The organism is Rosistilla ulvae, from assembly GCF_007741475.1.
Classification (GTDB): Bacteria; Planctomycetota; Planctomycetia; order Pirellulales; family Pirellulaceae; genus Rosistilla; species Rosistilla ulvae.
The window spans coordinates 5,319,339-5,345,560 of sequence record NZ_CP036261.1 but is presented as its reverse complement, the minus strand read 5'-3'; the positions used below and the strand labels follow the sequence as shown (position 1 = coordinate 5,345,560).

21 protein-coding genes are annotated in these 26,222 nt (G+C 58.5%); 15 read left to right on the top strand and 6 right to left on the bottom strand.

The genetic code is table 11. The features are described from left to right. Positions 1-13 precede the first annotated feature (13 nt). Together EC9_RS18805 and EC9_RS18800 are read left to right on the top strand one after the other, a co-directional pair. On the top strand, positions 14-2,377 hold the full coding sequence (locus EC9_RS18805) for an ABC transporter permease (protein ID WP_145347643.1): 2,364 nt from the start codon (positions 14-16) through the stop codon (positions 2,375-2,377). A 23-nt stretch (positions 2,378-2,400) separates the two neighbouring features. Then, a complete protein-coding gene (locus EC9_RS18800) occupies positions 2,401-3,609 on the top strand; it encodes an efflux RND transporter periplasmic adaptor subunit (protein ID WP_145347641.1) in 1,209 nt (402 codons plus the stop codon). A gap of 269 nt (positions 3,610-3,878) precedes the next feature. On the opposite strand, the gene EC9_RS18795 is transcribed toward EC9_RS18800, so the two are convergent. Beyond that, positions 3,879-5,708, bottom strand: a complete 1,830-nt coding sequence (locus EC9_RS18795) for a hypothetical protein (protein ID WP_145347639.1) — start codon at positions 5,706-5,708, stop codon at positions 3,879-3,881. A 161-nt stretch (positions 5,709-5,869) separates the two neighbouring features. Here EC9_RS18795 and EC9_RS18790 point away from each other — a divergent pair, with 161 nt between their 5' ends. The 3 genes from EC9_RS18790 (at position 5,870) to EC9_RS18780 (ending at position 9,920) form a co-directional block, all read left to right on the top strand. Further along, the gene (locus EC9_RS18790) at positions 5,870-6,955 is read left to right on the top strand and encodes a redoxin domain-containing protein (protein WP_145347638.1); all 1,086 of its coding nucleotides are present in this window, start codon (positions 5,870-5,872) and stop codon (positions 6,953-6,955) included. Positions 6,956-7,086: 131 nt separating this feature from the next. Continuing rightward, entirely contained in the window at positions 7,087-7,695 is a 609-nt protein-coding gene (locus EC9_RS18785; protein ID WP_145099210.1) for a sigma-70 family RNA polymerase sigma factor, read from the top strand. 62 nt (positions 7,696-7,757) lie between these two features. Beyond that, the gene (locus EC9_RS18780) at positions 7,758-9,920 is read left to right on the top strand and encodes a serine/threonine-protein kinase (RefSeq protein WP_145347636.1); all 2,163 of its coding nucleotides are present in this window, start codon (positions 7,758-7,760) and stop codon (positions 9,918-9,920) included. An 8-nt stretch (positions 9,921-9,928) separates the two neighbouring features. Here EC9_RS18780 and EC9_RS18775 read toward each other — a convergent pair whose 3' ends face one another. After that, positions 9,929-11,377, bottom strand: a complete 1,449-nt coding sequence (locus tag EC9_RS18775) for an outer membrane beta-barrel protein (RefSeq protein WP_145347634.1) — start codon at positions 11,375-11,377, stop codon at positions 9,929-9,931. Between the two features lie 458 nt (positions 11,378-11,835). Here EC9_RS18775 and hemP point away from each other — a divergent pair, with 458 nt between their 5' ends. The 3 genes from hemP (at position 11,836) to EC9_RS18765 (ending at position 13,425) form a co-directional block, all read left to right on the top strand. Beyond that, a complete protein-coding gene (gene hemP, locus EC9_RS18770) occupies positions 11,836-12,012 on the top strand; it encodes a hemin uptake protein HemP (RefSeq protein WP_145347632.1) in 177 nt (58 codons plus the stop codon). Positions 12,013-12,022: 10 nt separating this feature from the next. After that, the gene (locus EC9_RS26620; protein ID WP_218934255.1) at positions 12,023-12,193 is read left to right on the top strand and encodes a hypothetical protein; all 171 of its coding nucleotides are present in this window, start codon (positions 12,023-12,025) and stop codon (positions 12,191-12,193) included. 245 nt (positions 12,194-12,438) lie between these two features. After that, on the top strand, positions 12,439-13,425 hold the full coding sequence (locus EC9_RS18765; protein WP_145347630.1) for an adenosine kinase: 987 nt from the start codon (positions 12,439-12,441) through the stop codon (positions 13,423-13,425). A 102-nt stretch (positions 13,426-13,527) separates the two neighbouring features. Here the strand turns inward: EC9_RS18765 and EC9_RS18760 are convergent, their stop codons facing one another. Further along, positions 13,528-14,448, bottom strand: a complete 921-nt coding sequence (locus tag EC9_RS18760) for a sugar phosphate isomerase/epimerase family protein (RefSeq protein ID WP_145347628.1) — start codon at positions 14,446-14,448, stop codon at positions 13,528-13,530. Between the two features lie 201 nt (positions 14,449-14,649). Between EC9_RS18760 and EC9_RS18755 the strand changes: the two genes are divergently transcribed. From EC9_RS18755 to EC9_RS18730, 6 genes are all read left to right on the top strand, one after another. Next, positions 14,650-16,227, top strand: coding sequence for an arylsulfatase (locus tag EC9_RS18755; protein WP_246105766.1), 1,578 nt, complete (start codon positions 14,650-14,652; stop codon positions 16,225-16,227). A gap of 59 nt (positions 16,228-16,286) precedes the next feature. Further along, positions 16,287-17,915: a solute:sodium symporter family transporter gene (locus EC9_RS18750; protein WP_145347626.1), complete on the top strand. Its 1,629-nt coding sequence runs from the start codon at positions 16,287-16,289 to the stop codon at positions 17,913-17,915. A 21-nt stretch (positions 17,916-17,936) separates the two neighbouring features. Further along, entirely contained in the window at positions 17,937-18,647 is a 711-nt protein-coding gene (locus tag EC9_RS18745; protein WP_145347624.1) for an RluA family pseudouridine synthase, read from the top strand. 100 nt (positions 18,648-18,747) lie between these two features. Continuing rightward, the gene (locus EC9_RS18740; protein ID WP_145347622.1) at positions 18,748-19,518 is read left to right on the top strand and encodes a menaquinone biosynthetic enzyme MqnA/MqnD family protein; all 771 of its coding nucleotides are present in this window, start codon (positions 18,748-18,750) and stop codon (positions 19,516-19,518) included. 96 nt (positions 19,519-19,614) lie between these two features. Further along, complete coding sequence (gene mqnC / locus EC9_RS18735) at positions 19,615-20,793, top strand: cyclic dehypoxanthinyl futalosine synthase (RefSeq protein WP_145347620.1); 1,179 nt, start codon at positions 19,615-19,617, stop codon at positions 20,791-20,793. 131 nt (positions 20,794-20,924) lie between these two features. Beyond that, positions 20,925-22,343, top strand: a complete 1,419-nt coding sequence (locus EC9_RS18730; RefSeq protein ID WP_246105765.1) for an SLC13 family permease — start codon at positions 20,925-20,927, stop codon at positions 22,341-22,343. A gap of 12 nt (positions 22,344-22,355) precedes the next feature. Here the strand turns inward: EC9_RS18730 and EC9_RS18725 are convergent, their stop codons facing one another. The 3 genes from EC9_RS18725 to EC9_RS18715 form a co-directional block, all read right to left on the bottom strand. Beyond that, a complete protein-coding gene (locus EC9_RS18725) occupies positions 22,356-22,838 on the bottom strand; it encodes a putative molybdenum carrier protein (protein WP_145347618.1) in 483 nt (160 codons plus the stop codon). Further along, complete coding sequence (locus tag EC9_RS18720; protein WP_145347617.1) at positions 22,835-23,836, bottom strand: zinc-dependent alcohol dehydrogenase; 1,002 nt, start codon at positions 23,834-23,836, stop codon at positions 22,835-22,837. The genes EC9_RS18725 and EC9_RS18720 overlap by 4 nt, the downstream gene beginning before the upstream one ends. Positions 23,837-23,970: 134 nt before the next feature. Beyond that, on the bottom strand, positions 23,971-24,153 hold the full coding sequence (locus EC9_RS18715) for a DUF6800 family protein (protein ID WP_145347615.1): 183 nt from the start codon (positions 24,151-24,153) through the stop codon (positions 23,971-23,973). A gap of 400 nt (positions 24,154-24,553) precedes the next feature. Here EC9_RS18715 and EC9_RS18710 point away from each other — a divergent pair, with 400 nt between their 5' ends. Continuing rightward, entirely contained in the window at positions 24,554-25,870 is a 1,317-nt protein-coding gene (locus EC9_RS18710) for a replication-associated recombination protein A (RefSeq protein WP_145347613.1), read from the top strand. The last annotated feature ends 352 nt before the right edge of the window (positions 25,871-26,222 follow it).

The following is a 26,222-nucleotide window of genomic DNA, read 5'->3' as shown; positions in this document are numbered from 1 at the left end:
ATCGGCGGCCTGAATGTTAAAGCTCGATCGCAAATTGATTCGCGACCTGATGCAGATGAAAGGCCAAGTGGTCGCGATCGTGCTGGTGATCGCTGCCGGAGTGGCGACGTTTGTGATGTCGATGTGTTCCTACGCATCGCTGGCGACGAGCAAAGATTCGTTTTATCGCGAGTTCCGATTTGCGGATGTTTTTTCGTCGGCCCGCCGCGTCCCCGACACGATGCTGCCGCGGATCGCACAGATCTCGGGCGTCGCGTCGGTCGAAGCTCGGATCGTCGACGACGTGCTGCTGGACGTTCCGGAGATGGCCGATCCCGCAACCGCTCGGCTGATCTCGGTCCCAGAATACGGCGACGCGGTGCTGAATAAGCTGTACATCGCTCGCGGCCGCATGCTCGAAGCGGGCCGAACCGGAGAGGTCGTCGTTTCCGAAGTTTTTGCCGATGCCCACGGCTTTGTCGCCGGCGACACCGTCGATGCGATCATCAATGGCCGGCGTCAAACGCTGAAAATCGTCGGCGTCGCCCTCTCGCCCGAATACGTGCTTCAGGTGCAACCGGGCAGCATCATGCCCGACAACAAGCGGTTTGGCGTCTTCTGGATCAACCAACGCGATCTCGAAGCGGCACTGGACATGACCGGTGCGTTTAACAGTGTCACGCTGAAGCTCGCCTACGACAGCAACGTCGACGAGGTGATCGACCAGTTAGATCGATTGCTCAAACCGTTTGGCAGCGTCGGCGCGTACGATCGCGATCAACAGATCTCGCATCAATTCCTGTCCGACGAAATGGCGCAACTGCGTTCGACGGCAATCATGGCTCCCGCGATCTTCCTCTCGGTCGCTGCGTTTCTGCTGAACATCGTGATCTCGCGGATCATCGCTCAACAGCGAGAACAGATCGCCGCGTTAAAGGCGTTTGGATACACGCACGTCGAAGTCGGCCTGCATTATCTGCACATGGTGTTGGTGATCTCGTTGACCGGCACGGTGATCGGGGCCGGGCTGGGCTTTTGGATGGCGGCGAATATCGTTCATCTGTACGAAGAGTTCTACAAATTCCCGCAGCTCGAATTTCAAGTCGATTGGTTGGCGATCGCACTGGCGTTTCTGTTGACGACCGCCGCGGCATTGATCGGCACTTGGTTGAGTGTTCGCGAAGTGATCGCGCTGCCGCCGGCCGAAGCGATGCGTCCTGCGCCGCCGGCCAATTATCGCCCCACGCTGATCGAACGGATCGTCCCGGCCGGATCGCTACCATCGGAGGTTCGGATGGTGATTCGTAACGTGGCCCGCAAGCCTTTGAAAGCGAGCCTCTCGATCCTCGGAATAGCAATGGCGGTTGCGGTGATGATCGTCGGTAACTTCTCGCTCGATTCGATCAACTACATGATGGACTTTCAATTCCGGCTGGCACAGCGGCAGGATATCTCGGTGAGTTTTGTAGAACCGGCGACCGCCTCGGTCGTCTACGAAGTTTCCCGTTTGCCCGGGGTGCAGGAGAGCGAAACGATGCGCTCGGTCGCGGCGGAGGTGAAGTTCCAGAACCGCTCGCGGCGGGTAGGGATCTTGGGACTGCAACACGATCCTCAGTTGTATCGCTTGCTAGACAGTCGCGAACAGGTGGTCCAGGTTCCCGATTTCGGGATCATGCTCAACAGCAAGCTCGCCGATCTGCTTGGCGCCCAGCGAGGAGATCTTGTCACGCTGGAGATTCTGGAGGACAAACGCCCGACGGTGGAGATCGAAGTCACGGCGATCGTCGAGGAATACACAGGCGTCAACGCCTATATGAACAAACAACAGTTGCACAAGTTGTTGAAAGAATCGGAGGTTGCGTCGGGGGCCTATCTGAAGGTGGATTCGAGCCGATTGCAGGATGTCTTTCGCGAATTGGAGCAGCGCTCAGGGGTCGGTAGCGTTGCGATTAAGTTGGCAGTGTTGGAGAGTTTCAACGAGACGATCGCCAAAAACTTGCTAGTGATGCGTTCGTTTATCATTTTGTTTGCCGCAGTGATCGCGATCGGCGTGGTCTACAATAGCGCACGGATTTCGTTGTCCGAACGCAGCCGCGACTTGGCGACGATGCGCGTCGTCGGATTCACCCGCCGCGAAGTCTCAATCGTCCTGTTGGGTGAGATCGGGCTGTTTACTGTGTGTGCGATTCCGATAGGCTGTTTATTAGGATACGGCCTGGCGGGCGTGATGGCAGAGGGACTCGACACCGACAACTACCGAATCCCGTTGGTCGTCAGCCGCGAGACCTTCGCATTGGCCGCGATGGTCGTTGTCGTCGCGACCTTCCTGTCGGGTTTGATCGTGCAGCGGCGGATCATCGAACTGGATCTTGTCGCCGTGTTGAAGATGCGTGAGTAACTCTCAATAGATATTTCCCGATCATGAAGTTCTCACTCAAAACATTCATCTGGTTGACGATGTTCGTTGCCCTGGCATTGGCCAGCGCATTCACATTGATCCCCAAACCGGTCGCCGTCGAATTTGCGACCGCCACGGTCGGCCCGCTACGTGTAACGGTGCAAGAGGACGGCAAGACGCGGATCCGCGAAAAGTACATCGTTTCGGCTCCCGTCTCGGGGCGGATCTCTCGAATCGAACTGGACGCCGGCGACCACTGCGATGAAAAAACGCTTCTGGCAGTGATCCTGCCGAGCGATCCGGCGATCCTCGACTCGCGGGCGCGAGCCGAAGCGAACGCAAGAGTCTTGGCATCCGAAGCCGCTCTGCAGCGAGCCAACTCCAACGCCGAACAGGCTCGGATCAACCATGAACTGAGCCAATCGAAGCTGGAACGCGCCGAGACGCTGCTGGGCAGCCGAGCGATCTCGGAAGAACAATACGACGTCGTCAGGGCCGAGCAATTGGCGGCGGCTCAAGCGATCAAGACCGCCAGTTTTGATACCGAGATCGCTCGCTTTGAATTAGAGATGGCCGAAGCCGCCGTCGATCAATTCTCCGATAAACAGAAGGAATCGTCGGCGGAGCCGTTTGAAATCTATGCGCCGATCTCGGGTCGCGTGTTGCGAGTTTTTGAAGAGAGTTCCACGGTCGTCGCTGTCGGCACGCCGCTGTTGGAATTAGGCGATCCTCATAATTTGGAGATCGAAATCGACGTCCTCTCCACCGACGCGGTCCGGATCAAACCGGGAGCCGAATTGATGGTCGAGCACTGGGGGGGCGATACGCCGTTGGCGGGCAACGTCCGCGTGATCGAACCGGGTGCGTTCACAAAGATCTCATCGCTGGGAGTCGAAGAGCAACGCGTCAACATCATCGCCGACTTCAACGAACCGGTGGAAAGGATCTCTGCTCTGGGGGACGGTTATCGAATCGAAGCTCGAATCACGATCAAGGAACTCAGCAAAGCCCTGCAAATTCCCAACAGTGCTTTATTTCGTCACCAGCGGAAATGGCATGTGTTGTCCATCGTCGATGGGAAAGCCAACCTGCAACCTGTGCAGATCGGTTTGCAGAGCGAATCGGAGACACAGATTATCGACGGGCTGAGCCCAGGTGATCGCGTGATCGTTTACCCCAGCGACGCCATCACGCCCGGCACCGCAGTCAAACCGGTCCCACGCGTCCCGTGATCGCCCTATACCAGTACGACGCGTGCTTTCGCGGAGCGAAAGACGGCACTCGCAGCGTTGGTCGCCTTTCGCTCCGCGAAAGTGCGTTCGGCACGGTCTACTAGCACGACGCGCAAGCGAGTGATTCGATTAGGTTCGATTCGTGCGGGATCACTCGCTTGCGCTTCGTGCAAGTATGCTCGATCGTTTAACCGCGGTGGCAACGCCCCGCGCGGCCACGTTCCCGCGCGTGAGCGCGCGGCCCGCTGGGCACGCGGTTAAACGAAGCGTTACGTCCCGGCTTCCAGTTTGCGCGGGCCGAGGGCGGCGACGATCTCGTCGACTGCTGATTCGGGCAACGTGGGAAGGATCGCTTCGACTTTTGCGATCTCTGATTCGGGAAGGTCGCCCGCTAACTGCGTTATCCAATACAGGCCGTATCCGCTACTCTTGCTGCCGAGTTTTTCGATCGCCGCGATCCAGCTGTCGGTTGCTTCGACGTGACCGACGCGGATCATCACGGCGACGACGTTGCGAAGTTCGTAGACGCGGGCGCTTCGTTTTAAGAGAGCGGCAAACTTCGTCGACAGATATTCGTCCAGCGGCGGTGTCGACGCGATCGCCAGTTCGGTCACCGCTTCGAGATCGTCTTGCGCGATCGCGTCGTCGAGCCAATTGGCATCCCACACCCGCGGTCGAGAGAGCTCGGCTTCGTCACCCTCGCGATCGCGATGCGCCGCGGCGACGCGGGAGTGCATGTACCAGAGCTCGCGATCGCCACCGTAGACGATGAACCGCTGGACCGCTTCGTGCCGCTGTTTCGCTTTGCCCCGAACCTTGCTGCCAACTTGATAATAGGGGGAAAAGACCTCGTAAACTTCTCGCGGCGTCAGCGATTCAACACCCGCTCGCAAACAGTTTACGAAAATGTCATCGGGCAATTCATCGCGACTCTCGACAAGCAATTGATGCATCGATGCCGCGCCGGTGCTGAGCATCACCTGCGTCAACTGCTGCACCACATCGGCTCCGGCGATCGGCGTCCCTTTGAGCCTCGTCAACGCAGCGTGCTGCGAAAACAGCCACTGAAGCAATTCCAAGGTCGGCGGGTCATTGCGTTCTTGCAACGTCAGCAACAACGTGTGTAAACGGACAAGCGACGGGCCCAGCTTGCCACTCGACTTCGCATCGAGCAAATCGGATGCCTGTTGCCGGACGGTTTCGCGTGCGACTTCGGCCAGCGTGGCACTTCTGTTTTGACTGACCGGAATCGCGGCAAGTTCGAGATCCTTCGATTGCAAGGCGGCGGAATAGATCGAGATCGTTTTGTCGTCGTTGAATCGGGCCAGTCGTTCCAGGGCGACACGGCGGACTTCTTTGGACCGCGCCTTCGCCTGGTCATGCAAATGCGGCAGGTCGTCGTCGGAATCGCCAAGGCATCCGAGCGCAGCGATCTTCATATCCTTCGAACCGTTTTCGAATGCCTCCAACACCAACGGGCGAGCGGCTTGCGGATCCAAGCGGTAGAGCGTTCGCAACCGCCGCACGTTCCCGGCGCGTCCCTTGATGTCGATCTCCGCGGCGATCAACGGCACGATCGCGTCGCCGTAGCCGGGCACGATCCGATCGGCGACAAAGTCGGCAAGTTCGGGATAGGTATCGTCCAACGCGGCAACCGCCAAATTGATGATCCGCAAATCGGCAAACGCTCCCTGGTCGAAAGCTTCACGAATCGTTTCCATCCGCCCCGAACCGGTTGAGGTGAGGGCTTCGATCAACGGCTTCATCAACTTGGCCGAAACCTGAGTCGTCTGGGTGCCGAGGCTCGACGTGGCGATCGGTTCCAGTTCGCCCTGGATCGTCGTTTGCCCCTGCGTATAAAGGATGGCCGAGACGAGGGAGCTGAGGTCCAACAGCGCCTGCGCCGATTCGTCGGCCGGCGCATCAACAAGCCGTTGGATCGACGCGGCAACCTGTCCGAATACGGGAGCCTTGGCAGCCGACTTCTCCAACGGATCCACTAGTTTGGTTAAGCGGAAGTCCCCGGCGGCCAGGTTGCTGCCGGCGATCGCGAGTCGACGCGTTTCGTCATAGACTTGAATTAAGACCGCAAGACTCATCGGGGCGTTTCCTGGGAGCGATGGTTTCTCGAAAAGCGTGAGCTAAGTCACATAGGGCATCTGGCCGCAGCGGTACAATTGTAGGCCTGCCCGGTCGCGCCGAGCAACTGTTCTCATCTTCTCTTCTCTCCGCTTGCCGGATCCTGCTCAGGAGCAATCGCATGAAATCCCTCTTCGCCATCGCGATGGTTGCCGTCGCCGCTGCGACCGCCGCCCGCGCCGACGATTCCCTTACCGCGGCTGCCGACGATTTGGTCCCCCGCTATTTTTTGGCGATGGTGCATGCTCCTGAAGTCCACGCCGAACTGGAGCTCTCCGAAGCGCAGATCGCTGATTTGGAAAACGTCTTCCAAAGTGTCGATTCAGCTTGGTTTCAATCGCGTCTGCTGCCTGCCGACCAACAGAACAAGATCATCGATCGGACCGAGCTACCGGTTCGCAAGTGGTTCGCCGACAACACATCTGCGAAACAACAGCAACGACTGAAGCAACTGGAATGTTATTCGCAAGGCGTGCGGATGCTGTTGACCGATGAGGTGGCGACGCAGTTGGATATCGATCGCGGCCAACAAACCAAACTGATCGCGTTGGCAAAGACCTGCCGCGATTTGGAGCAACGTCTTCAGAAGGCTGTCGCCGCCAAACAGCCGACCGACGACCTGACCGAGAAATTGCAAAAGGCAGTCGCAGTGGAACGCGAGGGCTACAAACAGGTGCTTAAGACCCAGCAGATCCAAAAACTGGGGCAGGTTTTGGGAGAGCCCTTCGACACCGGCCAGCTGAAGCGGACCTATCCAATGGCTCCCGAATTCGTCGCCGTCGAACACTGGCTCAATTCGCCTCCGCTGCAGATCCGCGAGCTGAAAGGGAAGGTGGTGCTGGTGCATTTTTATGCTTTCCAATGCCACAACTGCCACGCCAACTTTGCTCATTACCAACGCTGGCACCGCGAACTGCGCGACAAGGGCGTCGTCGTGGTCGGTATCCAGACGCCGGAGACCTCGCGGGAACGCGATCCAAAAGCGGTGCTGGCGGCGGCGGTCGACCGCCAGTTGGAGTTTCCGATCCTTGTCGACCTCGGCTCGCAAAACTGGCGTGCCTGGGGAAACACGATGTGGCCAACCGTTTACGTCGTCGACAAACAGGGGTACATCCGGCACTGGTGGCAAGGCGAATTGAATTGGCAGGGTGCGACGGGGGACAAGACGATCGAGGACCTGGTCGAACAATTGCTCCAAGAAGGCTAAGCCGCCCCGATCGGCTGGTGACTCTGCAGAAATCGGCTCCACCGACGGTTGCCGGTTGGTGCCCGCGGTCGCTTTGTGCGACAATATGACCTCGGATCTTTCGATTTGACGTCGGTCAGCGAGCCACAGTTTTGTCCCAATCCACCACTCAATTTCTGCTCGATCGGGCCCGCGAAGGGGATGCCGACGCCTTTGGCGAGCTGCTGGAACAGTATCGCAGCTATCTGTGGATTTTGGCCCACCGCTATCTCGACGATCGGTTGCGGCAACGGATCGATCCGGCCGATCTGGTTCAGATCACGTTCATGGAAGCCCAACGCGACCTTCCCGCGTTTCGAGGCCAGGAACCGGCGGCGTTTGTCGTTTGGATCCGCAACATCCTGCGGAACAACCTCGCGTCGGCGGTGGCTCGGCACGTGATCACTCAGAAACGCTCGGTCGCTCACGAAGTTCGGCTGGCCAACGATTCGTCGCGTGGGCCGGGACTGGCGGGGCAATTGGCGGGCAGCACGACCAGCCCCAGCCAACAGATCATGCGGGCGGAGACTTCACAGGCGCTGCTGGACGCGCTGGATCAATTGCCCGAGATGCAGGCGGCGGCGATCAAGCTGCGGTACATGGAAGGGCTGAACATGAAAGAGATCAGCGAAGCGGTCGGCAAGACGGAGATGGCGGTTGGCGGGCTGTTGAAGCGGGGGCTGAAGCGGCTGCGGGAAATTCTGTTGGACGAGAGCCAATAGTCTGGTCCACAATACGAACACGTGAATGAATCAATTCGTGAATTGAGAGCGGTAAAACGGGGATGCCTGATCAAACAAGTTCCAACGAGCCGGAGGAGTCCGATCTCCCCGATCCGATCGACGAGGCATTTGTTGCGTATTTGAAAGCACGCGATGCGGGCGGGTCGGACAGTCGAGCCGACTTTATCGAGCGATTTCCCGATCTGAAATCGCAGCTCTCCGAACTGTTGGATGCCGCCGATCTGATCGAACAGTTGGCCGGGTCCAATGTCGCCAGCGAAAACGCCGATCCGGCAGCCGATACGCGAGCGGGAGTGCGGATCGACAGCATCGGCGACGATCTCGAAGCCACGCTGGCGATCACGCCGGTTCCAGGGGAAGGTGCCGGTCCGCAGTTGCCCTTTGAAATGGGGGACTACGTTCTCGAGAGCGTGCTCGGACGCGGCGGGATGGGAGTCGTCTACCTTGGTCATCAGAAGAATCTCGATCGTCCGGTTGCCGTGAAGATGATTCGGTCGGGCGTGCTGGCCGGCCGCGATGAGATCAAGCGTTTCTGCTCCGAAGCCAAAGCGGCGGCAAAGCTGAAGCATCCCAATATCGTCACCGTGCATCATTTTGGTCTCGAATCGGGGCATTACTATTTTTCGATGGACTACGTCGAGGGCTTCGATCTGTCGAAGAAGGTCGACGACGGGCCGCAGGACTGTCGCGAGGCGGCGCGGTACGTTCGCGATGTCGCCGCGGCGATCCATCATGCCCATCAACGTGGGCTGCTACATCGCGATCTGAAACCGGGCAACGTCTTGATCGATGCTTACGATCAAGTGCACGTGACCGATTTTGGATTGGCGAAACACGTCGATGCCGAGAGCAGTCTGACGAACAGCGGCGCGGCGATCGGGACGCCCAACTACATGGCTCCCGAACAGGCAAGCGGCGACCACGAAGCGACCTGCCCGCAATCGGACGTCTACTCTCTCGGCGCGATCCTGTTTGCATTGATCACCGGTCGGCCGCCGTTTGTTACCGATTCGGTGATGCAGACGTTGATGCAGGTGATCCATCGGCCGGCGCCAGCGCTCCGTTCGCTGTGCGATGCCCCGGAGGATCTCGATACGATCATCGAGAAGTGTTTGCAAAAAGAACCCCAGCAGCGTTACGCGTCGGCCGAAGCGTTGGCCGAAGATCTCGACCGCTTCTTGAACGATCAACCGATCAAGGCTCGGCCTCGCACTTCGCTGCAACGCGGGCTCGATTGGCTGTCCGAAGTGCCGATCTTCGCCGCGTTGATCGGTCGGCGGTTGATGCATACATCCGACAGCCATCGACGCTTTCAATCGACGATGCTGCTGTTTGTGTTGTCGCTGCCGATGCTCCTGGCCGCCGGATTGTTTGGTGCTCGGATGCTGCACGACCGCTTGCCATCGGAGCCGAAGATCGCCGGCGGTCCGGCGGGAGACGTCTACGCAGAGGTTGCTGGCGAACTGGCGGATCGACTGCATCAAGCTGTCGATCGCCCGGTCGTTGCGATTCAAACCCAAGGATCGGTCGAAAACCTGGAACACCTGCTTGCCGGCGATGTCGACCTCGCGATCCTGCAAGCTAGCGCGGTCCGTGGGGAACAGGTAAGCGTGATCGCACCGCTGTATTATGAAGCTGTCCATCTGCTTGCTCGCCGCGATGCCGCAATCGATCGGTTCGCCGAAGTTGCTGGTCACCGCGTTGCGATCGGCGGGCAGGGAAGTGGATCTCAACTGGCGGCGCACATGTTATTCGATTCGCTAGGTCTAGCCGAAAGCGATATCGAGATCGTCTACCAACCGTTTCAGCAATCGCAAGGCGACGCGACGATTCCGTTGTCGATCGCTTGCGTCGCTCGCGGCAGTAAGATCATGGCCGCTGCATTGCAGAGCCAACAATTCCAGTTGCTTGCTGTCGAAGATCCTTTAAATATCTCGTTGGATCATCCGACACTGCGACCGCTGCAGATCTTGCCGGCCGATTATCCAGCGGCCGACTTGCCGGCCGACGGGATCGCGACCGTTGGCACGACTGCGTTCCTGGCGACGCGTCGCAACTCGCCAGCGGTGCTGGTGACCGCAACGCTCGAAGCACTCTACCGGAGCGAAATCTCCGTGCCGCGAATGATCACACGTCAACAAGCCGCAGAATGGCAAGGCTTGGCCCTACATCCTGCGGCTCGCGCGTTTTACGAATCCGAGTGAGATTCGTCTTAGATTCGCAAGATGGCGTCGATTCCCAGCATGAACTGGTTGTCGTCGTTGCCATCGTCAAACGGTTGGCGGACGGCAGTGCCATCGAACCAATCGGCGCGCAGTTCGGGGCGAATCGTCAGGCTCTTGGAAACGGCCAGATTCAAACCGGCCGACAGGCTGTAGAAATCGCCCACAAATGGCGGATTGTTGGGGTTGCTGGATCGGTTCAAACCGACGCGTGTTCCCTCTTCGTCGCGGAACCATTCGAACCGCAACGCACCCTTCACACAGTCGCTGAAGCTGTAGGTTAGGTATTGGTCGATGCCGTACCAATCGGCGCGACCGCCGTCGGGGGCGCCTTCCTCTTGGAAGCCCAACCAGTGATGGAAGACGTAGTCCAAGCGTTTGGTTACTGGCAACGCCACCAACCAGCTGTAGCGGGTGCGATTGGTGAAGTCGGGATTCAGCGCGACGCCCGCCAAGTCGTTGTTTGAATCGCCCGTCGTGATGGCAAACGAAGTCCACGCCTTGCTCGACTGCGAATCGTAGCGGACCTTCCCAATGAAGCCAGGTTTGTCGCTTTCGCGGTCCAACGAATCCCAGCCGTTGTGAATACCCAGGTTAAAGCTCAACGCGTCGGTTGGACGGACGTTCAGCTGGGCCCCCCAGTGAGTGAACGGGCCAGCGAATTGGTAGCTGTAGGATTTGCTGTAGAAGAAGTTATCGGGGGCCATGACTCCTTCATAACCGACGACCGAATAGAAGTGACCGACCTGCAGCGAGACGTCCTCGTTTCCCATCGAGACATAGGCTTGTGGCAATGCCAGGCCATAATATTCGCCGTTCCAGCGCGCCGATCCATCGTCGCGGCGTTCCAAACCGTTGGACTGAGCCAACAGGTAATCTTCGCCGTAGAGAATATCAACGCGGCCGCCGATGCCAGCGCCGTAACGGGGCAGGCGTTTCTCGACGATCATGTACAGCTGGTTCAACATCCCTTCGTTGCTACGGTCGACAGCGTTGTAGGGCCCGTTGAACTTGCTGTCAGGGCTCGACGTGTTTCCGATGAAGCCGGCATCGACCCAACCCGAAATGTTCCAACCGCTGTGATTTCCTCCCAGCAATCCCAGCCCGAACAGGCCGTCGGCACAGCAACTGTCGCCGCCAGCACTGTCGCAAAACAGTCCGCCCATGCCGCAACCGGAACCACATCCATCACAGCCGGCACCGAGGCCACCGTTGCAACCGGAACCACATCCATCGCAACCTGCACCGAGGCCACCATTGCAGCCGGCACCGCATCCGTCGCAACCTGCGCTTTGGCTGCCGTTGCAACCATCACCACAAATCATTCCGGCATCGCAACCGGAACCAGACCAGCTGGCGGGGTTGTCAGCTAACAAGGCGCTGTGTTGTGTGGCAATCGCCAGGGCGATCGACAGCGCACCCAAAATACTTTTCCGCATCGTTATAGTTTCCCATCCTTGGAAGAACGTACGTGAAACAGTGAACACCTTTGTTATCTACAAAAGCGTATGTCTCGGAATCGTCTCGGGCCGCTCCACGGGAACACGCAATGCCTAGGCTTGGCGTTGAAATTGTTAAAACGCGATCTCCCATTGCGACAATTCGGAATCAATTGCCAAGTCTCCTTAATCCCACCCACCCACGCAGCCCGTTGCCCAGAGCCAGCGAGTCGAATGGCGTGCACCGCTTACCTATCCTGCCCAGTAGCGATCCCATCGCTCTGAAAAGCAACGCCCCAAAAATGAATTTAATGAGAATCAGTATCATTACTGTCTTGCGTGGGATGTGATTTTTCACAACAATGGCAGCGTAAATGATTTTTGTAGCCACCCGCAGCAGTGCGGTTGCAACGGTTTCCAAGAATCGAGACTTCCCGCCGTCAATCGGACCCTACGCAATGGACTCGCCTACCGATCCCGTCGACCTCGCCAATCTCGGCGGAGCGGCGATCCTGCCCAAAGTATTTGAGTTTTCCACGCTATCGGGTGATCGGCAGGAGGTTTGGATCGAGCTGGACGGGATCACATACCGCTTGCGCAAGACCCGCCAAGGCAAACTAATCCTTACGAAATGAGATCCTGTCGATGGCCAAAGAACTCTGCAAACTAAAAAAATCATTGCGTGGTGAGATCGGGATGTACGTACGTTTGATCGATCAACCGACGCACGTCTGCCTGAAATGTGGTCGCGCGGCGAACGATAAAAAGCTGCTCTGCAAACCGCAAAGCATCGCCTCGGCAATGCAAAAGTCCTGAACGGCTTGCGCTATTCGCACGCGGTGGATCGCTGGCCGCGAAGTCGAAATTTTCATTCTCTCAACCGCAGCAAGCTCTCCCACTGCCGCCGGTTTGCGTTGGACAGGTGCCGCTAGTCGGCCTCAAGCGTTATAAACAAACCTCTCCGGACACCCGTTCGGCGGTCGCCCGGTTTGTTGCGCTCGCGATGATCGCCCACCCGCGAACCGGCTTTCTTCGCATCCTTTCAACCCAAACAAATGACAATGAAGTACGACGTATACGGCGTTGGAAACGCCTTGGTAGATATTCAAGCCCGCGTCAGCGACCAAGTCTTGGCCGCGACAGGATTTGACAAAGGGATCATGACGCTAGTCGACGACATCCAACAGCAAAGCGTGCTGTCGAGTTTGGGCGACGTTTCGTTGAACCGCTGTGCCGGCGGATCGGCAGCAAACACGATCGTCGGAATCGCCGACTTTGGCGGCAAGGTCGCCTACGCGGGAAAGGTCAGCGGCGATGAGGTCGGCGACTTCTTTTTGAAGGACATGCGTGATCTGGGAATTTCGATCGAAGTTGCCCCTGCGGCATCGGGACCGACCGGAACCTGTGCGGTCTTGATCAGCGAAGACGCACAGCGAACGATGCTGACCAATCTCGGCGTCTCGATCACGCTCAGCGAAGCTGATATCGATGAAGCCGAAATCGCACAGGCCAAGTACCTGTACGTCGAAGGTTATCTATTGACCGGCGAATCGACCAAGGCGGCTGCTTACAAGGCGATCGATTGTGCCAAGCGGAACAACGTCAAAGTTGCCTTCACCGCATCGGATCCTTTTTTGGTAAACACGATGCGAGACGAGATCTGGAGCCTGATCGAAGGTCCCGTCGACCTGTTCTTCTGCAACGAAGAAGAAGCGAAGAGCCTGACCAAGCTAACCGATCCAATCGCCTGTGCCGCAGAGATTCACAAGCACTGCGAAAACGTTGCGATGACCTTAGGGGCCAACGGATCGATCATCATGCACGGCGGTGAATCGTTCCCGATCGAAGGTGTCGCGACCGAGGCGATCGACACCACGGGAGCTGGCGACATGTATGCCGGCGGCGTGTTGTACGGCATCACCAACGGCATGTCGTGGAAACAAGCCGGCCACTTGGGGTCGCATGCGGCCAGCCGAATCGTGTCGCAGTTGGGCGCCCGCATGGAAAAGAAGTTCAGCCCCGAAGAGATCAAGCAACTGATGGCCTAATCGCCACGCTGTTGCCCAACCAATGCTCTGGCAGGCGAATCCCTGCCAGAGTCGATGGTGGCGTGTCTGCCGTCGCCTAATACGGCGGGCCGACGGCCTTTCTTATTGGAAGCGTTCCAGCAGCTTCTTGGTCAATCGAATACCTTCGTATTCATCCGGCGTTCCGCCTTCCCATTCGATTCCGACCCATCCGTCGTAACCGGTGTCCAAGACGATCTTCATCAAGCGAGCGTAGTCCAGATTGGCTTCGTTCCCCTGGTCGTCGAACTTGTGTGCCTTGGCGCTGACAGCCTTTGCGAAAGGCATCAACTCCTCGGTCCCAAGGTAGTTGTCGTATTTTTCGCCGGTTCCGCGATTGATATAGAAGTTGCCGAAGTCGGGCAGGGTGCCGCAGTTATCCAAGCCGACCATCTCGATCGTGCCCGCGAGCCATTTGCCGTTGGACGACAGGCCACCGTGGTTTTCCACGATCACGTTCAAGCCGTGCGGCTTGGCAAATTCGCTCAAACGGCGAAGACCATCGGATGCCAATTTCTGCTGTTCTTTGTATTCGCCCGAACTGCCGGCGTTGACGCGAACGCTGTGGCAGCCGAGTTCCTTGGCAGCTTCGACCCACTTGTAATGGTTCTCGACAGCTTGCGTTCGCTTCTTTTCGTCGGGATCGCCCAATCGGCCTTCGCCGTCGATCATGATCAACAGTTGCGTGACGCCATTGTCCGCCGCTCGCTTGTTCAATTCGGCAAGATACGCCGCGTCTTTCGCTTTGTCCTTGAAGAACTGGTTTACATATTCGATCCCCTCGATGCCAAATTCGTTTTTGGCAGTCTCAGCGAATTGCAAGTTGTCCAGCTTGCCGCCGCGGATCGTGCGATGCAGCGACCATTCGGCCAGCGAGATCTTAAACTTAGGCTTCGTCGCCGCCTGGGCCAAAGCTGTCCGCCCGAGGCTGCCCAGCGAAAGCGCTGCAGCGCCAGCGGCGATACCGGTGCGCAGAAATCCGCGTCGATCTTGTGCTTGAATCATGGAAGGAGGGTTCCTAGAGAGAAAATGGGAATGGTCTGGTCCGCGTATTCTAGGGGCGCAGGTTCGATCGAAGATCAATTTCCTGCGCGTCCTGGGGTTTCAGGTAGTGTAGTCAAAAACGAGACGATCGTGTTGACCTTGCCAATACGAAGAAAGACAATGTAAGGCATCCCGCCCGCGACCTCTGTTCAGGAACTCCCCATGCCTTCGATCGTCGATCCAGGATTCTCGCGCGACACCCGCTCCCGCGCGACTAAATCGCAGCTGTGCACGCTGATGTCTTGCAAGAGTCTGTTGGCCGCAGTGGCGATGCTGTGGGTGACGACTTCGCTTGCCGCAGCCGATTCGCCAACGCCACCGAACGTTGTCTTTATCCTTGCCGACGACCTCGGCTATCGCGAACTCGGCAGCTTTGGGCAGCAATTAATCAAGACGCCGCATCTGGACAAACTCGCGAAGCAAGGGATGCGACTGACTCAGCACTACTCGGGCAACGCCGTCTGCGCCCCGTCGCGATGCGTGTTGATGACCGGAAAACATCCCGGCCATGCCGTGGTGCGGAGCAACAAATCGACGCCGCCCGAAGGGCAATGGCCGATCCCCGACAGCGACATCACGCTCGCTGAATTGCTTTCGGGCGAAGGCTACGCCACCGGAGCGTTTGGGAAATGGGGACTCGGCGGTCCCGATTCCTCTGGAGAGCCGCTGCGTCAGGGAGTTCAACGCTTCTTCGGATACAACTGCCAATCGCACGCCCACAGTTACTATCCGTCTTACCTTTGGGACGACGACCAACATGTCAAACTGAACAACCATCCTCCGGTCTCCGGCCACATCGGGTTTGCCGATGGCGACGACCCCAGCGATCCGGCCAGCTACGCTCGTTTCAAGGGACAGGATTACGCGCCCGACCGCATCAACGCGCAGGCGTTACAGTTTGTGAAGGACAACAAAGATAAACCGTTCTTCTTGTATTACCCGACAGTGATTCCGCACGTCGCGTTGCACGTTCCCGATGAAGAGCTGAAACAGTATCACGATTTGGGCTGGCAGGATCCGCCGTTTGTCCGCGATGGCGGATATGGGTACACGCCTCACTTCACGCCGCGAGCGGCATATGCGGCGATGATCACTCGGATGGATCGCTACATCGGCAACATCTTGAACCTGTTGGACGAACTGCAGCTGAGCGACAACACGATCGTCATCTTCAGCAGCGACAACGGCACGACACATCTGGGCAAAGAGGTCGATTACACGTTCTTCCGCAGCGTTGGTGAACTGCGCGGCTTGAAGGGCTCGCTGTACGAAGGAGGCGTTCGCGTGCCGACGCTTGTCCGTTGGCCCGGCAAGATCCCGGCGGGATCGCAGAGCGATTATGTCAGCGGATTCGAAGACTGGATCCCGACGCTGATGGAGCTGATCGGCAAACCGGAAGACGTTCCAGAGGGCTTGGATGGGATCAGCATCGCCCCGACGCTGTTGGGAAAATCGCAGGAAGAACGTCCCTATTTGTATCGCGAATTCCCTAGCTATGGCGGCCAGCAGACGATCCGCGTCGGCGACTTTAAAGCGGTTCGGCAGAACATGAGTAAAGGGAATTTGGAGATCGAGCTGTACAATATTCGCGAGGACAGCGGCGAACAGAACAACATCGCCGCGGAGCATCCCGAATTGGTTGCCCAATTAGCGCAGCAGATGGAAGCGGTCCGAACGCCTTCGAAGATCTTCCCCTTGATCCCGTTGGACGCCCCTGCACGGAAAGCGAAGAAGCGTTAGAATTCAGCCCCACTTGGGCTCCCAACGACTGCTTCGCCTCCACAACCCGCGTTCCATCCATGGTCACGATCCTTTCGTTTTTGTTCTTCACTGGACTTGTCGGTCTGATCACTTGGTGGATCACGCACAAAGATGACCACGCCACCAGCAGCGGCTACTTTTTAGGTGGCCGCTCGCTGACGTTCCCCTTGATCGCCGGTTCGTTGCTGCTGACCAACCTGTCGACCGAGCAGATGGTGGGACTCAATGGAGCCGCTTTTAACGACGGCTTGTGCGTGATGGTTTGGGAAGTCGTCTGCGTGGTGGCACTTGTCTTCATGGCTTGGTTTTTCCTGCCTCGCTTTTTGAAGAGCGGCGTCGCCACGGTGCCGCAGTACCTCGAGATCCGCTTCGACCACACGACCCAGGTGATCACGAACCTGATCTTCTTGGTCGCTTACGTCGGGATCTTGTTGCCGATCATTTTGTACAGCGGAGCGACTGGGATGATTGGGATCCTGGACGTTCCGTCGATGTTAGGCGATCTGCCCGAGCGGGTCGGGATGTCGACCGATTCGTTTGCGTTGTGGTTGATCGTTTGGGCAGTCGGAATCATCGGTTCGATCTACGCACTGTTCGGCGGGCTGCGAACCGTCGCGGTCTCCGACACGATCAACGGCATCGGATTGCTGGTCGGCGGTTTTATGATCACCGGATACGCGTTGGCTCAGATCGGCGATGGCGATGGGATCGCCAAAGGGGCGGAATTGCTGATGGATCAACAGCGCGAGCGTTTCAATTCGGTCGGCGGCCCCGAATCCTCGGTCCCCTTCAGCACGATCTTCTCGGGGATCTTCCTGCTGAATCTGTTCTACTGGACCACCAACCAACAGATCATCCAGCGAACGTTTGGTGCCAGCAGCCTCGCCGAAGGACAAAAAGGTGTGCTGTTGACCGGTGCCCTGAAGTTGCTCGGCCCGCTCTATTTGGTCATCCCCGGCATGATCGCCTACCACATTTTCAGCGGCGAGGACATCAAAGCCGACCAAGCGTACGGGATGTTGGTCAACCGCGTGTTGCCCGCGCACCTGACCGGATTTTTTGCTGCGGCGATGATCGGCGCGATCTTGTCGAGCTTTAATTCGGCGCTCAACAGTTCCTGCACGCTGTTCAGCCTGGGACTTTACAAGAGCGTGCTTCGCAAGGATGCCACCGAAGCCCAGGTCGTTCGTTCGGGCAAGATCTTCGGCTGGATCGTGGCTGTGATTGCGATGGCGATCGCACCGCTGTTGGCTCAAACGGACAGCATCTTCGGCTTCCTCCAGAAGATGAACGGGATGTATTTCATTCCGATCTTTGCCGTCGTGTTGGTGGGAATGCTCTCCCGCCGCGTCCCCGCGTCGGCCGCGAAGATCGCTCTGCTGGCGGGCTTCGGCATCATCGCGGTCGGCTACTTTGTCGAACCGTTCGACAAGATCGTCGCGTCGATGCACGAGTTCCATTTCCTGGGATGCGTCTTCGCTTGGTTGGTGATCCTGATGCTGGTGATCGGCGAAATCTGGCCGCGTGAAACGGAGTTTGTGCAAGAGGATGTGGGGGCCGTCGACATGACCCCATGGCGTTTTGCGGTCCCCGCCGGCTTGGTGCTGATCGCGATCGTGCTGCTGATCTATCAACGCTTCGCCGACTTCTCGGTGCTTGTACCTTAGAAAGAGACCGGTGGAGCGACGATGGACGTTATCTGGGAAGACAATTACGCGCTGGTGGTGAACAAGCCCAATGGGCTGCTGACGACCGCCGCTCGAGGCGTCGAATCGCTGGAGATCCAGCTGCTGGAGTTTTTCAAACAGCGGAGCGGCGAAGAATCGCCTTACGTGGGGATGCCTCATCGCATCGACCGCCCGGTCAGCGGAGCGGTCCTGATCGGCAAGACGCGATCGGCGACGAAGCAGTTCTGCGCTCAATTCCAATCGCGGAAGATCGAAAAGACCTACGTCGCGATCGTCTCCGGAACGCCCACCGAACCGACGGGGACTTGGCGCGACTGGATGCGGAAAATTTCGGACCGCGCCGAGGCGGAGATCGTCGACGCGGAGCACCCCGAGGCGAAGCAAGCGATCTTAAATTATGAGCTGCTGGCCAGCGTGGGCGAACTCTCCTGCTTGCGGATCGGGCTGGAAACCGGTCGCACCCACCAGATTCGACTGCAGGCGGCGCACCGTGGATTTCCGATCGTCGGCGATAGCCTGTATGGCAGTCAAATCGATTTTGGGCCACAATCAACGGAGCCACGCAAACGCCCGATCGCTTTGCATGCCCGCCGAATCGTCTTCCGCCACCCCAAGAATGGCAAAGCCACGTCGGTGCTGGTCGACGTTCCCGAAGTCTGGCGGACGCTCGGCTTCCACGAGGTGTTAAAGGAAGGCGAGCTGTGCGGTTAATGTGACGTCGGGCTGGAGCATTGCAGCGGCTTGCGGCCGCGCGATCCGCCGCCGTCACGATCCCATCCCCACGCTTGCCTTACCCAAAACTGACGCTTCCATGGACAAACTTCGCATCGGTGCGGTCTCTTATCTGAACACCAAGCCGTTGGTCTATGGAATCCAGCAGCGGTTGCCGGGAGCGGAGGTTGTCTTCGATCTTCCCAGCCGATTGGCCGATCAATTGCACGCCGGACAATTGGATGTCGCCCTGATTCCTTCGGTCGAATATTTCCGTCACGCCGACGATTACGAAATCGTTTCGGACGCCTGCATCGCCTGTCGCGGACCGGTTTGGAGCGTGCGACTGTTGAGCCGCGTGCCGGTCCCCGAGATCAAGACGCTCGCGTTGGATGAAGGGAGCCGCACCAGTGCGGCGCTGGTCCAAGTGCTGCTGAAGCAACAGTACGGTCTGACCCCCGAACTGCATCCGCTGCCGATCGATGCCAGCCCCGATACCCTTTCGACCGACGCCGTGTTATTGATCGGCGATCGGGCGATGCACCCGACGACGGGACTGTATCAAGAGATCTGGGACCTTGGGGATCGCTGGTGCAGTTGGAGCAAGCTGCCGTTTGTGTTTGCGATGTGGATCGGCCGCCGCGGCGTCGACCATCGCGAACTCGCCGACGCGTTGCAGCACTGCCGCGACGCGGGGATGGAGCACTTGCAACAACTGGCGACCGAACACGCGGGGACGCATGGGCTGACAGTCAGCGACTGTTTCGCGTATCTTTCCCGTTATCTCCACTTCACCCTCGGCGACGAAGAACGCCAAGGGCTGGAACTGTACCGCAGCGAAGCGACCAAACTGGGGCTGATCGCTTCTTAGACGATCGTCCAGCCGATGGCTCGGCCGAAATGAACGATTCCCTTCATAAAAATCCATCTCCTTCAACGCAACGACCAACGCAGAAGAAAGGTTCCCATGTCCAGCGGATCGACGACGCAACCTCAAACCAATACGCAAGCGATACTCGACAAAGCGGTCGCGGGCGAGCGGATCAGTTTCGAGGAAGGATTGCATCTGTTGCAGACCGACGACCTGTCGCTGGCCAAATTGGGTGCGGCGGCCGACGCGATCACGCGGCGTCTGCATCCCGAGCCGTATCGAACCTACAACATCGATCGCAACATCAACTACACAAACGTCTGCACCGCGGTCTGCGATTTCTGCGCGTTCTATCGGGGACCGAAGAGCGACGAAGGCTATGTCTTGCCGCGTGAGGAACTGCTGCAAAAAGTGGCCGAGACGGTGCAACTGGGCGGTAATCAGATTCTGATGCAAGGCGGCCTGCACCCGAAGTACAAGCTCGATTGGTACGAGGAACTGCTGCAGGACATCGTCTCGAACTACCCCAGCATCAACGTCCACGGCTTCAGCCCTCCCGAGATCCATCACTTCACGAAGATCAACAACCTGTCGTTGCGAGAGGTCTTGAGTCGCCTGAAGGCAGCCGGTTTGGGAAGCTTGCCCGGCGGCGGTGCCGAGATTCTTGTCGACCGCGTGCGGTCGGAGATCACGCGTGGCAAAGTGATGACCGACGACTGGTTGAACGTGATGCGAGTGTGGCACGAACTGGGCGGTATCAGTTCGGCCACGATGATGTTTGGGCATGTCGAAACGCTCGCCGAACGGATCGAACACCTCGACCGCTTGCGTCAGCTGCAGGATGAAACCGGCGGCTTCACAGCCTTCATCTGCTGGACTTTCCAACCCGAACATACCGAGATGGATCACGTCGCGCCGGCGGGATCGTTTGAATATCTGAAGATGCAAGCTGTCGCGCGGCTGTTCTTAGACAACATTCCCAACATTCAAAGCAGCTGGGTGACGCAGGGCTCAAAGATCGGCCAGCTGGCGTTGCTGTACGGCGCCAACGACATGGGCAGCTTGATGATCGAAGAGAATGTTGTCGCCGAAGCGGGGACGGTTCACTACCAATCGCTGCGTCGGATTCGCGAATCGATCGAAGAGATTGGGTACCAGGCACGCCAACGCGATGTGCACTACAATCTTGTCGATCCAGAGTTGGAACGCCGGGCTATTGAGGCCAATGGCGACCTTGGCCCGAAGGAACTGGTTCAATTGAACGCATTGCAGTGAAGCGATGCGGGAACGTCGCCGCCAGCGAACTGATCGCCCGGCGCGCGATGTCGGCCGATCGCAGCAAGACCGCTGCGACCGCGACCGCCGATTGATCGGGCGTTATATCCTATTCAACCCCCGATCTCTCGATGATGTTCTCTTGCCCGAAATCGATCATGCTGCCTGGCGGCGTGATCGTTGCGGCTCTGGTGGGTGCCGGCTGTTCTTTTGCCGGTCTTGAAGCCCCGGCATGCTGGTGTGCCGCGACGGCAACGCTGTGCGCTATGTGGTGGATCTTTGAAGTCCTGCCGATCGCCGCGACAGCACTGCTGCCGTTTATCGTCTTTCCTATGACCGGCGTTCTAGACCATCGGACCGTCGCGACAGCGTATGGGCATACGATGATCCTGTTGCTGATGGGCGGGTTTCTGCTGTCGGCGGCGATGGAACGCAGCGGAGCTCACCGGCGGCTGGCGATGATTATGGTCCGCGCGGTGGGAGGCCGCGGCGAGCGGCGGATCGTGCTGGGCTTCATGCTGGCCACGGCGATGCTGTCGATGTGGATCAGCAACACCGCCACGACGCTGATGATGCTGCCAATCGCGATGGCGGTGCTGGAACGTCACGCCTGCAACGGTTTGCGAGTTCCCCTGCTGTTGGGAATCGCTTATTCCGCATCGGTCGGCGGCATGGGAACGCCCGTCGGGACTCCGCCCAACGCGATGTTCATGGGCTTCTATGAAGAGAAGCTCGGCCGCTCGCTGGCCTTTGTTGACTGGATGGTCATCGCGGTGCCGATCGTCGCGATTTTGTTGCCGATCATCTGGCTGTGGCTGACCCGCAATCTGAAGTCCGACGCCATCTTCGAGATGCCCGACGTCGGCGCTTGGCGAAGTGCGGAGGTCCGCGTCCTGATCGTCTTCGGCCTGACCGCCTTGGCTTGGATCACGCGGACGACGCCGTTTGACGGTTGGTCGTATTGGATCGGAGCGACGACGCCCAACGACGCCGGTGGAATCACATCGCTGGTCGGCGATTCGACCGTCGCATTGGCGGCGACGCTCGCTCTGTTCATCATCCCTTCAGGCGGCGAGGTGAAGGGCCCGCTGTTGGATTGGGAGACGGCGGAGCGGATCCCTTGGGGCATCCTGCTGTTGTTCGGCGGCGGGCTTGCGTTGGCCAAAGGCTTCGACGCCTCGGGACTTTCCACAGTGATCGGCGACTCGCTGGCGGTACTCGCCTCGATGCCACCGATCCTGGTGATCGGCGGCGTCTGTTTGTTGGTCACCTTCCTAACCGAGATCACCAGCGGCACGGCAACGACCGCATTGCTGTTACCGATCCTCGCGAGCACGGCGATCGCCGCCGATGTGCCAGCGGAAATGATCATGATCCCGGGAACGATTAGCGCCAGTTGCGCCTTCATGCTGCCGGTCGCAACCGCTCCCAATACGATCGTCTACGGTGCCGGTGGGCTTTCGACTGGCGTGATGGCTCGCACGGGATTGGTGCTGAACTTGATCGCCGTCTGTGTCATCACAACCTTTTGTTGGTTGATGCTGTCGTAAGAGCGATCGGCGTCAGTGGCTGGAGGCGAAAATCCGCAAGACGGCTTCGCAGCTGAGCACCTGCACGCCAGGAAAATTGCTCTCTCGCGGACCGGCGATATTCAGCGTCAGAGGTTGATACTGGTACAGCCAACGGTGGAGGCTTTCGACCGACCATTCGTCGTCGATTGCGACCGCTAGCTGCGGCTTGCCCGCATCGACTGCGTACCGCTGCGTCAATCGCGTGCCACCGCGCAGCGTGTCGCAGTAGAGGATCAGAGTGGCATCGCTGTCGAGGACGTTCTGCAGCGTGCGGTCTTTGTAACGCGGGGACGCGTGTTCGGTCAGATCGTAGCGAGCGGGGATCTGGCCGTCCTCTGACAACCGGCCGCGCGGACACCATCCGCCATGCGGGATTCCGAGCGCGATCGCCGCATCCAACGCTCCGCGGTCCACTCCCGTTTGGCCTCCCGAAACGATGCGTTGCGGAACGTGGGAGAAGACGGCTTGGGTCATGCTTGGTACGCGGGGAAATCGAGGAAGACCTTCATCGCTCCCTCGCGTCGCGTGGCAAACATGTCGTACGCTTCTTGGATCTGATCGATCGGCATCCGATGCGATACCAACGGTTCGACATCGATCGTCCGCTCGGCGACCATTTTCATCGCCAGCGAGAAATCGATCTCAAAGCTGGGGCCGACGCTGGTGTACATCCGCAGATTCTTCCAGAACATCTCCTTCAGCTTGATCCCGTTCGCTTCGATCGGCGGCACGCCAAAAAACAGGATCTCCCCTTCGGGGCGGCATGCGGCGATACATTCGTTGAGTACTTGTTGACGATGCCCAACCGCTTCGATCACCAGATCGGGACCGCCACCGGGCATCGAGGCAGCTTCGGCAGCCGCTTGGGCCGCGGTGCCATGGATCACCTGAGTCGCACCGCCGGCCAACGCGAGATCCAAGCGATCGCGTACCGGATCGACAACGATGATCTCCGCGGCACCAAACAACTTCAAAACGCGAATGAACAACTGGCCCATCGGTCCGGCGCCAAACAGCATCACGCGGCGCGCGAGCACCGACGGAATCCGGCGGAGCGCAAACAGAACCGTTCCCAACGGCTGAGCCAGCACGGCAGCGGCATCGCTGCAACGCGGATCGACGGCAACCGCGCGGGCTTGATCGACCCAGTAGCGGCCATAGAAACCGTAGTGTTCGATCGGCACAGCGAGCACCCGATCGCCGACGGCAAACTTGTCGCCCGTCGTCTCGACAACGCGGCCGATCATCTCGTGCAGCGATTGGCCGACGTGAGGCATGTAGCCGGGATTGTCGGCCTCGTAATACAGAAGGTCGCTGCCACACAGGCAGGCCAACTGAGGCTCAAACAGAATTTGACCCGCTGGGACATCCGAAGCTGTCGCGGCAGCGGGCACATCGATCAAACGAATCGAATTGGGTTGGTAGATTTCACCGGCGAGCATGCTGAGTTCCGATAGCGTTAGCGTTACCACGTTGGTAATTCAGAACGACCAGCTCGCGCGATCGAAAGCTGTCGCAATGGAAGCTCCAGCCGATCTACGGAACCAAGCGGTCAGACGGTGCTGACCACCCAACCCCAAGCAAATATTGGAGCGTTGCCCAGGTACTAGGAGACCAGGCTCAAACGTTCGATCAAAATTTCGGCACCAGGTGTCAGGCGACGCAGTTTGCGAGCGATTTCCAGCTTTTCAGCGGGGCCCGACTTTCCAGCCTTAACCGTCAGCTTGGCAACTTGCTTTCTGCGATGGCGACGACGACGCAGTTCGCGTCTTCTTTCGGATCCTGACATTCTCGGAAATCCCTGGTACACAAAATGTGGTTGGTGGTTAAAAACAATGCCGTAGCGTACCGAGAAGTCGGAATTGGGTCAACAACGCCCCTTTCCGAACAGGGCAAATCGAGAATTCCATTCGGTGGATCGTTCCGAATGCGCGGGCCTCCAAGTCGCGGCGGCAGAAGGAACGTGAGCAGAAGCCAAAGCGACTCGATCAAAGCCTCTCTTCAGGCCTAGCTTCACACAACCACGGATTGCCCGCGGCGTCCTGTTACTTTGCTGGCCAACATTTGAGATACTGGGATTTGCGATGGCTGGGTGCTGCGCCACGGTGATCCGGATCGCCGTTGGGCCCGGGGCCTCACCGACTGGCCGCAGCCGCATCGCGTTTTCTCGAACCCCACAAAACGATCTGATGTCGCTGTTTGATGAAGCCGAAGCGGACCACTTGGAAGCCAATAAACCGCTTGCGGCGCGGATGCGTCCGCGTCAGCTGACCGAATTCGCTGGCCAGGAGCAGTTGCTTGGAGAAGGTAAGTTGCTGCGTCGGATGATCGACGCGCGGCAGCTCGGTTCGATCTTGTTCTTTGGCCCGCCGGGTACGGGGAAGACGACGCTTGCCGAACTGTTGGCTCACGAAACCGGTGGTCGCTTCCATTCGTTGAGCGCTGTTTTGTCGGGTGTGAAAGAGCTCCGCGAGGTCCTGTCGCAGGCTCGCGACGACGTATCGGCAGGTGCGCCGCGGCCGATTCTGTTTATCGATGAGATCCATCGCTTCAATAAATCGCAGCAGGACGCGCTGTTGCCCGACGTCGAGGCGGGGATTGTGACGCTGGTTGGGGCGACGACCAGTAATCCCTATTTTGCGATCAACGCGGCGTTGATCAGCCGTTCGCAAGTCTTCCAGTTCGAACCGTTAAGCAATGCGGAGATCGTCGATCTGCTGCAGCGGGCGATCCGAACGCCACAGCGGGGCCTAGGGGATATTCCGATCGAGGCGGACGACGAGGCGTTGCAATATATCGCCACGATGGTCGAAGGGGACGCTCGGAAAGCGCTGGGGGCTTTGGAGATCGGGGTGCTGAGCAGTGCCGATCGGCCGGTCCGGTTCGATCTGAAGTTGGCGAGCGAATCGCTGCAACAGAAATCGATTCGGTACGATGGCACCGGAGACGAGCACTACGATATGGCGAGCGCGCTGATCAAAAGCCTCCGTGGCAGCGATCCCAATGCGTCGCTGTATTGGTTGGCTCGGATGCTCGAAGGGGGCGAAGACGTTCGCTTTTTATGCCGGCGGTTGGTCATCTTGGCCAGCGAAGACATCGGCAATGCCGATCCGCAGGCGCTGCCGCTTGCGGTCGCTGCGATGCAGGCGTGCGAATTCATCGGGCTGCCCGAGTGTCAACTAACGCTCAGCCAAACCGTGATCTATCTCGCGTTGGCTCCCAAGAGTAACTCGGCAACCACGGCGATCGGCAACGCTCGAACCGAGGTTCGGCAGGGAGACTTGGTTCCCGTCCCGGTTGCGCTGCGCGACAAACACTACCAGGGAGCAAAAGATTTGGGGCATGGCGAGGGCTATTTGTACGCCCATAATCATGACGATGGTGTTGCCGCGATGGACTATTTGGGGATCGATCGCGAATTTTATGAACCCTCGGGGCGAGGATTTGAGCAGGAATTGGCTGAGCGGTTGGTGAAGATTCGCGAAAAGCTGAAACAGGCAAAATAGATCCTGAATCGTGGCGATGAAATAGGCAGTTGAGACGACTTGGCGGGGCAACGTTTCGCACTGCAGGGGGTAGAAACGGGTTACAGCCCGCAGAAACTGCGCCTCGCTGCCGATAAATGGTGTATCTTTAGGTGGTTCGTGTCGGTCGATTTTTGCCGACCGAACGAATCTCCCCATACGGCAACTGCGGTGCGTTGGCACCCCCAAACGTGCTGCCACGCGAATTGAATTGAATTCACTGCCCTCCCGTGGTTTTGGATTGCGAGACATAATTGTCATTATCCCAAAACACGACCCCTTTTTACGCAGCACAGCCCCACGCGTCTGAGACGTTAATTTGCTGACCTCGAGG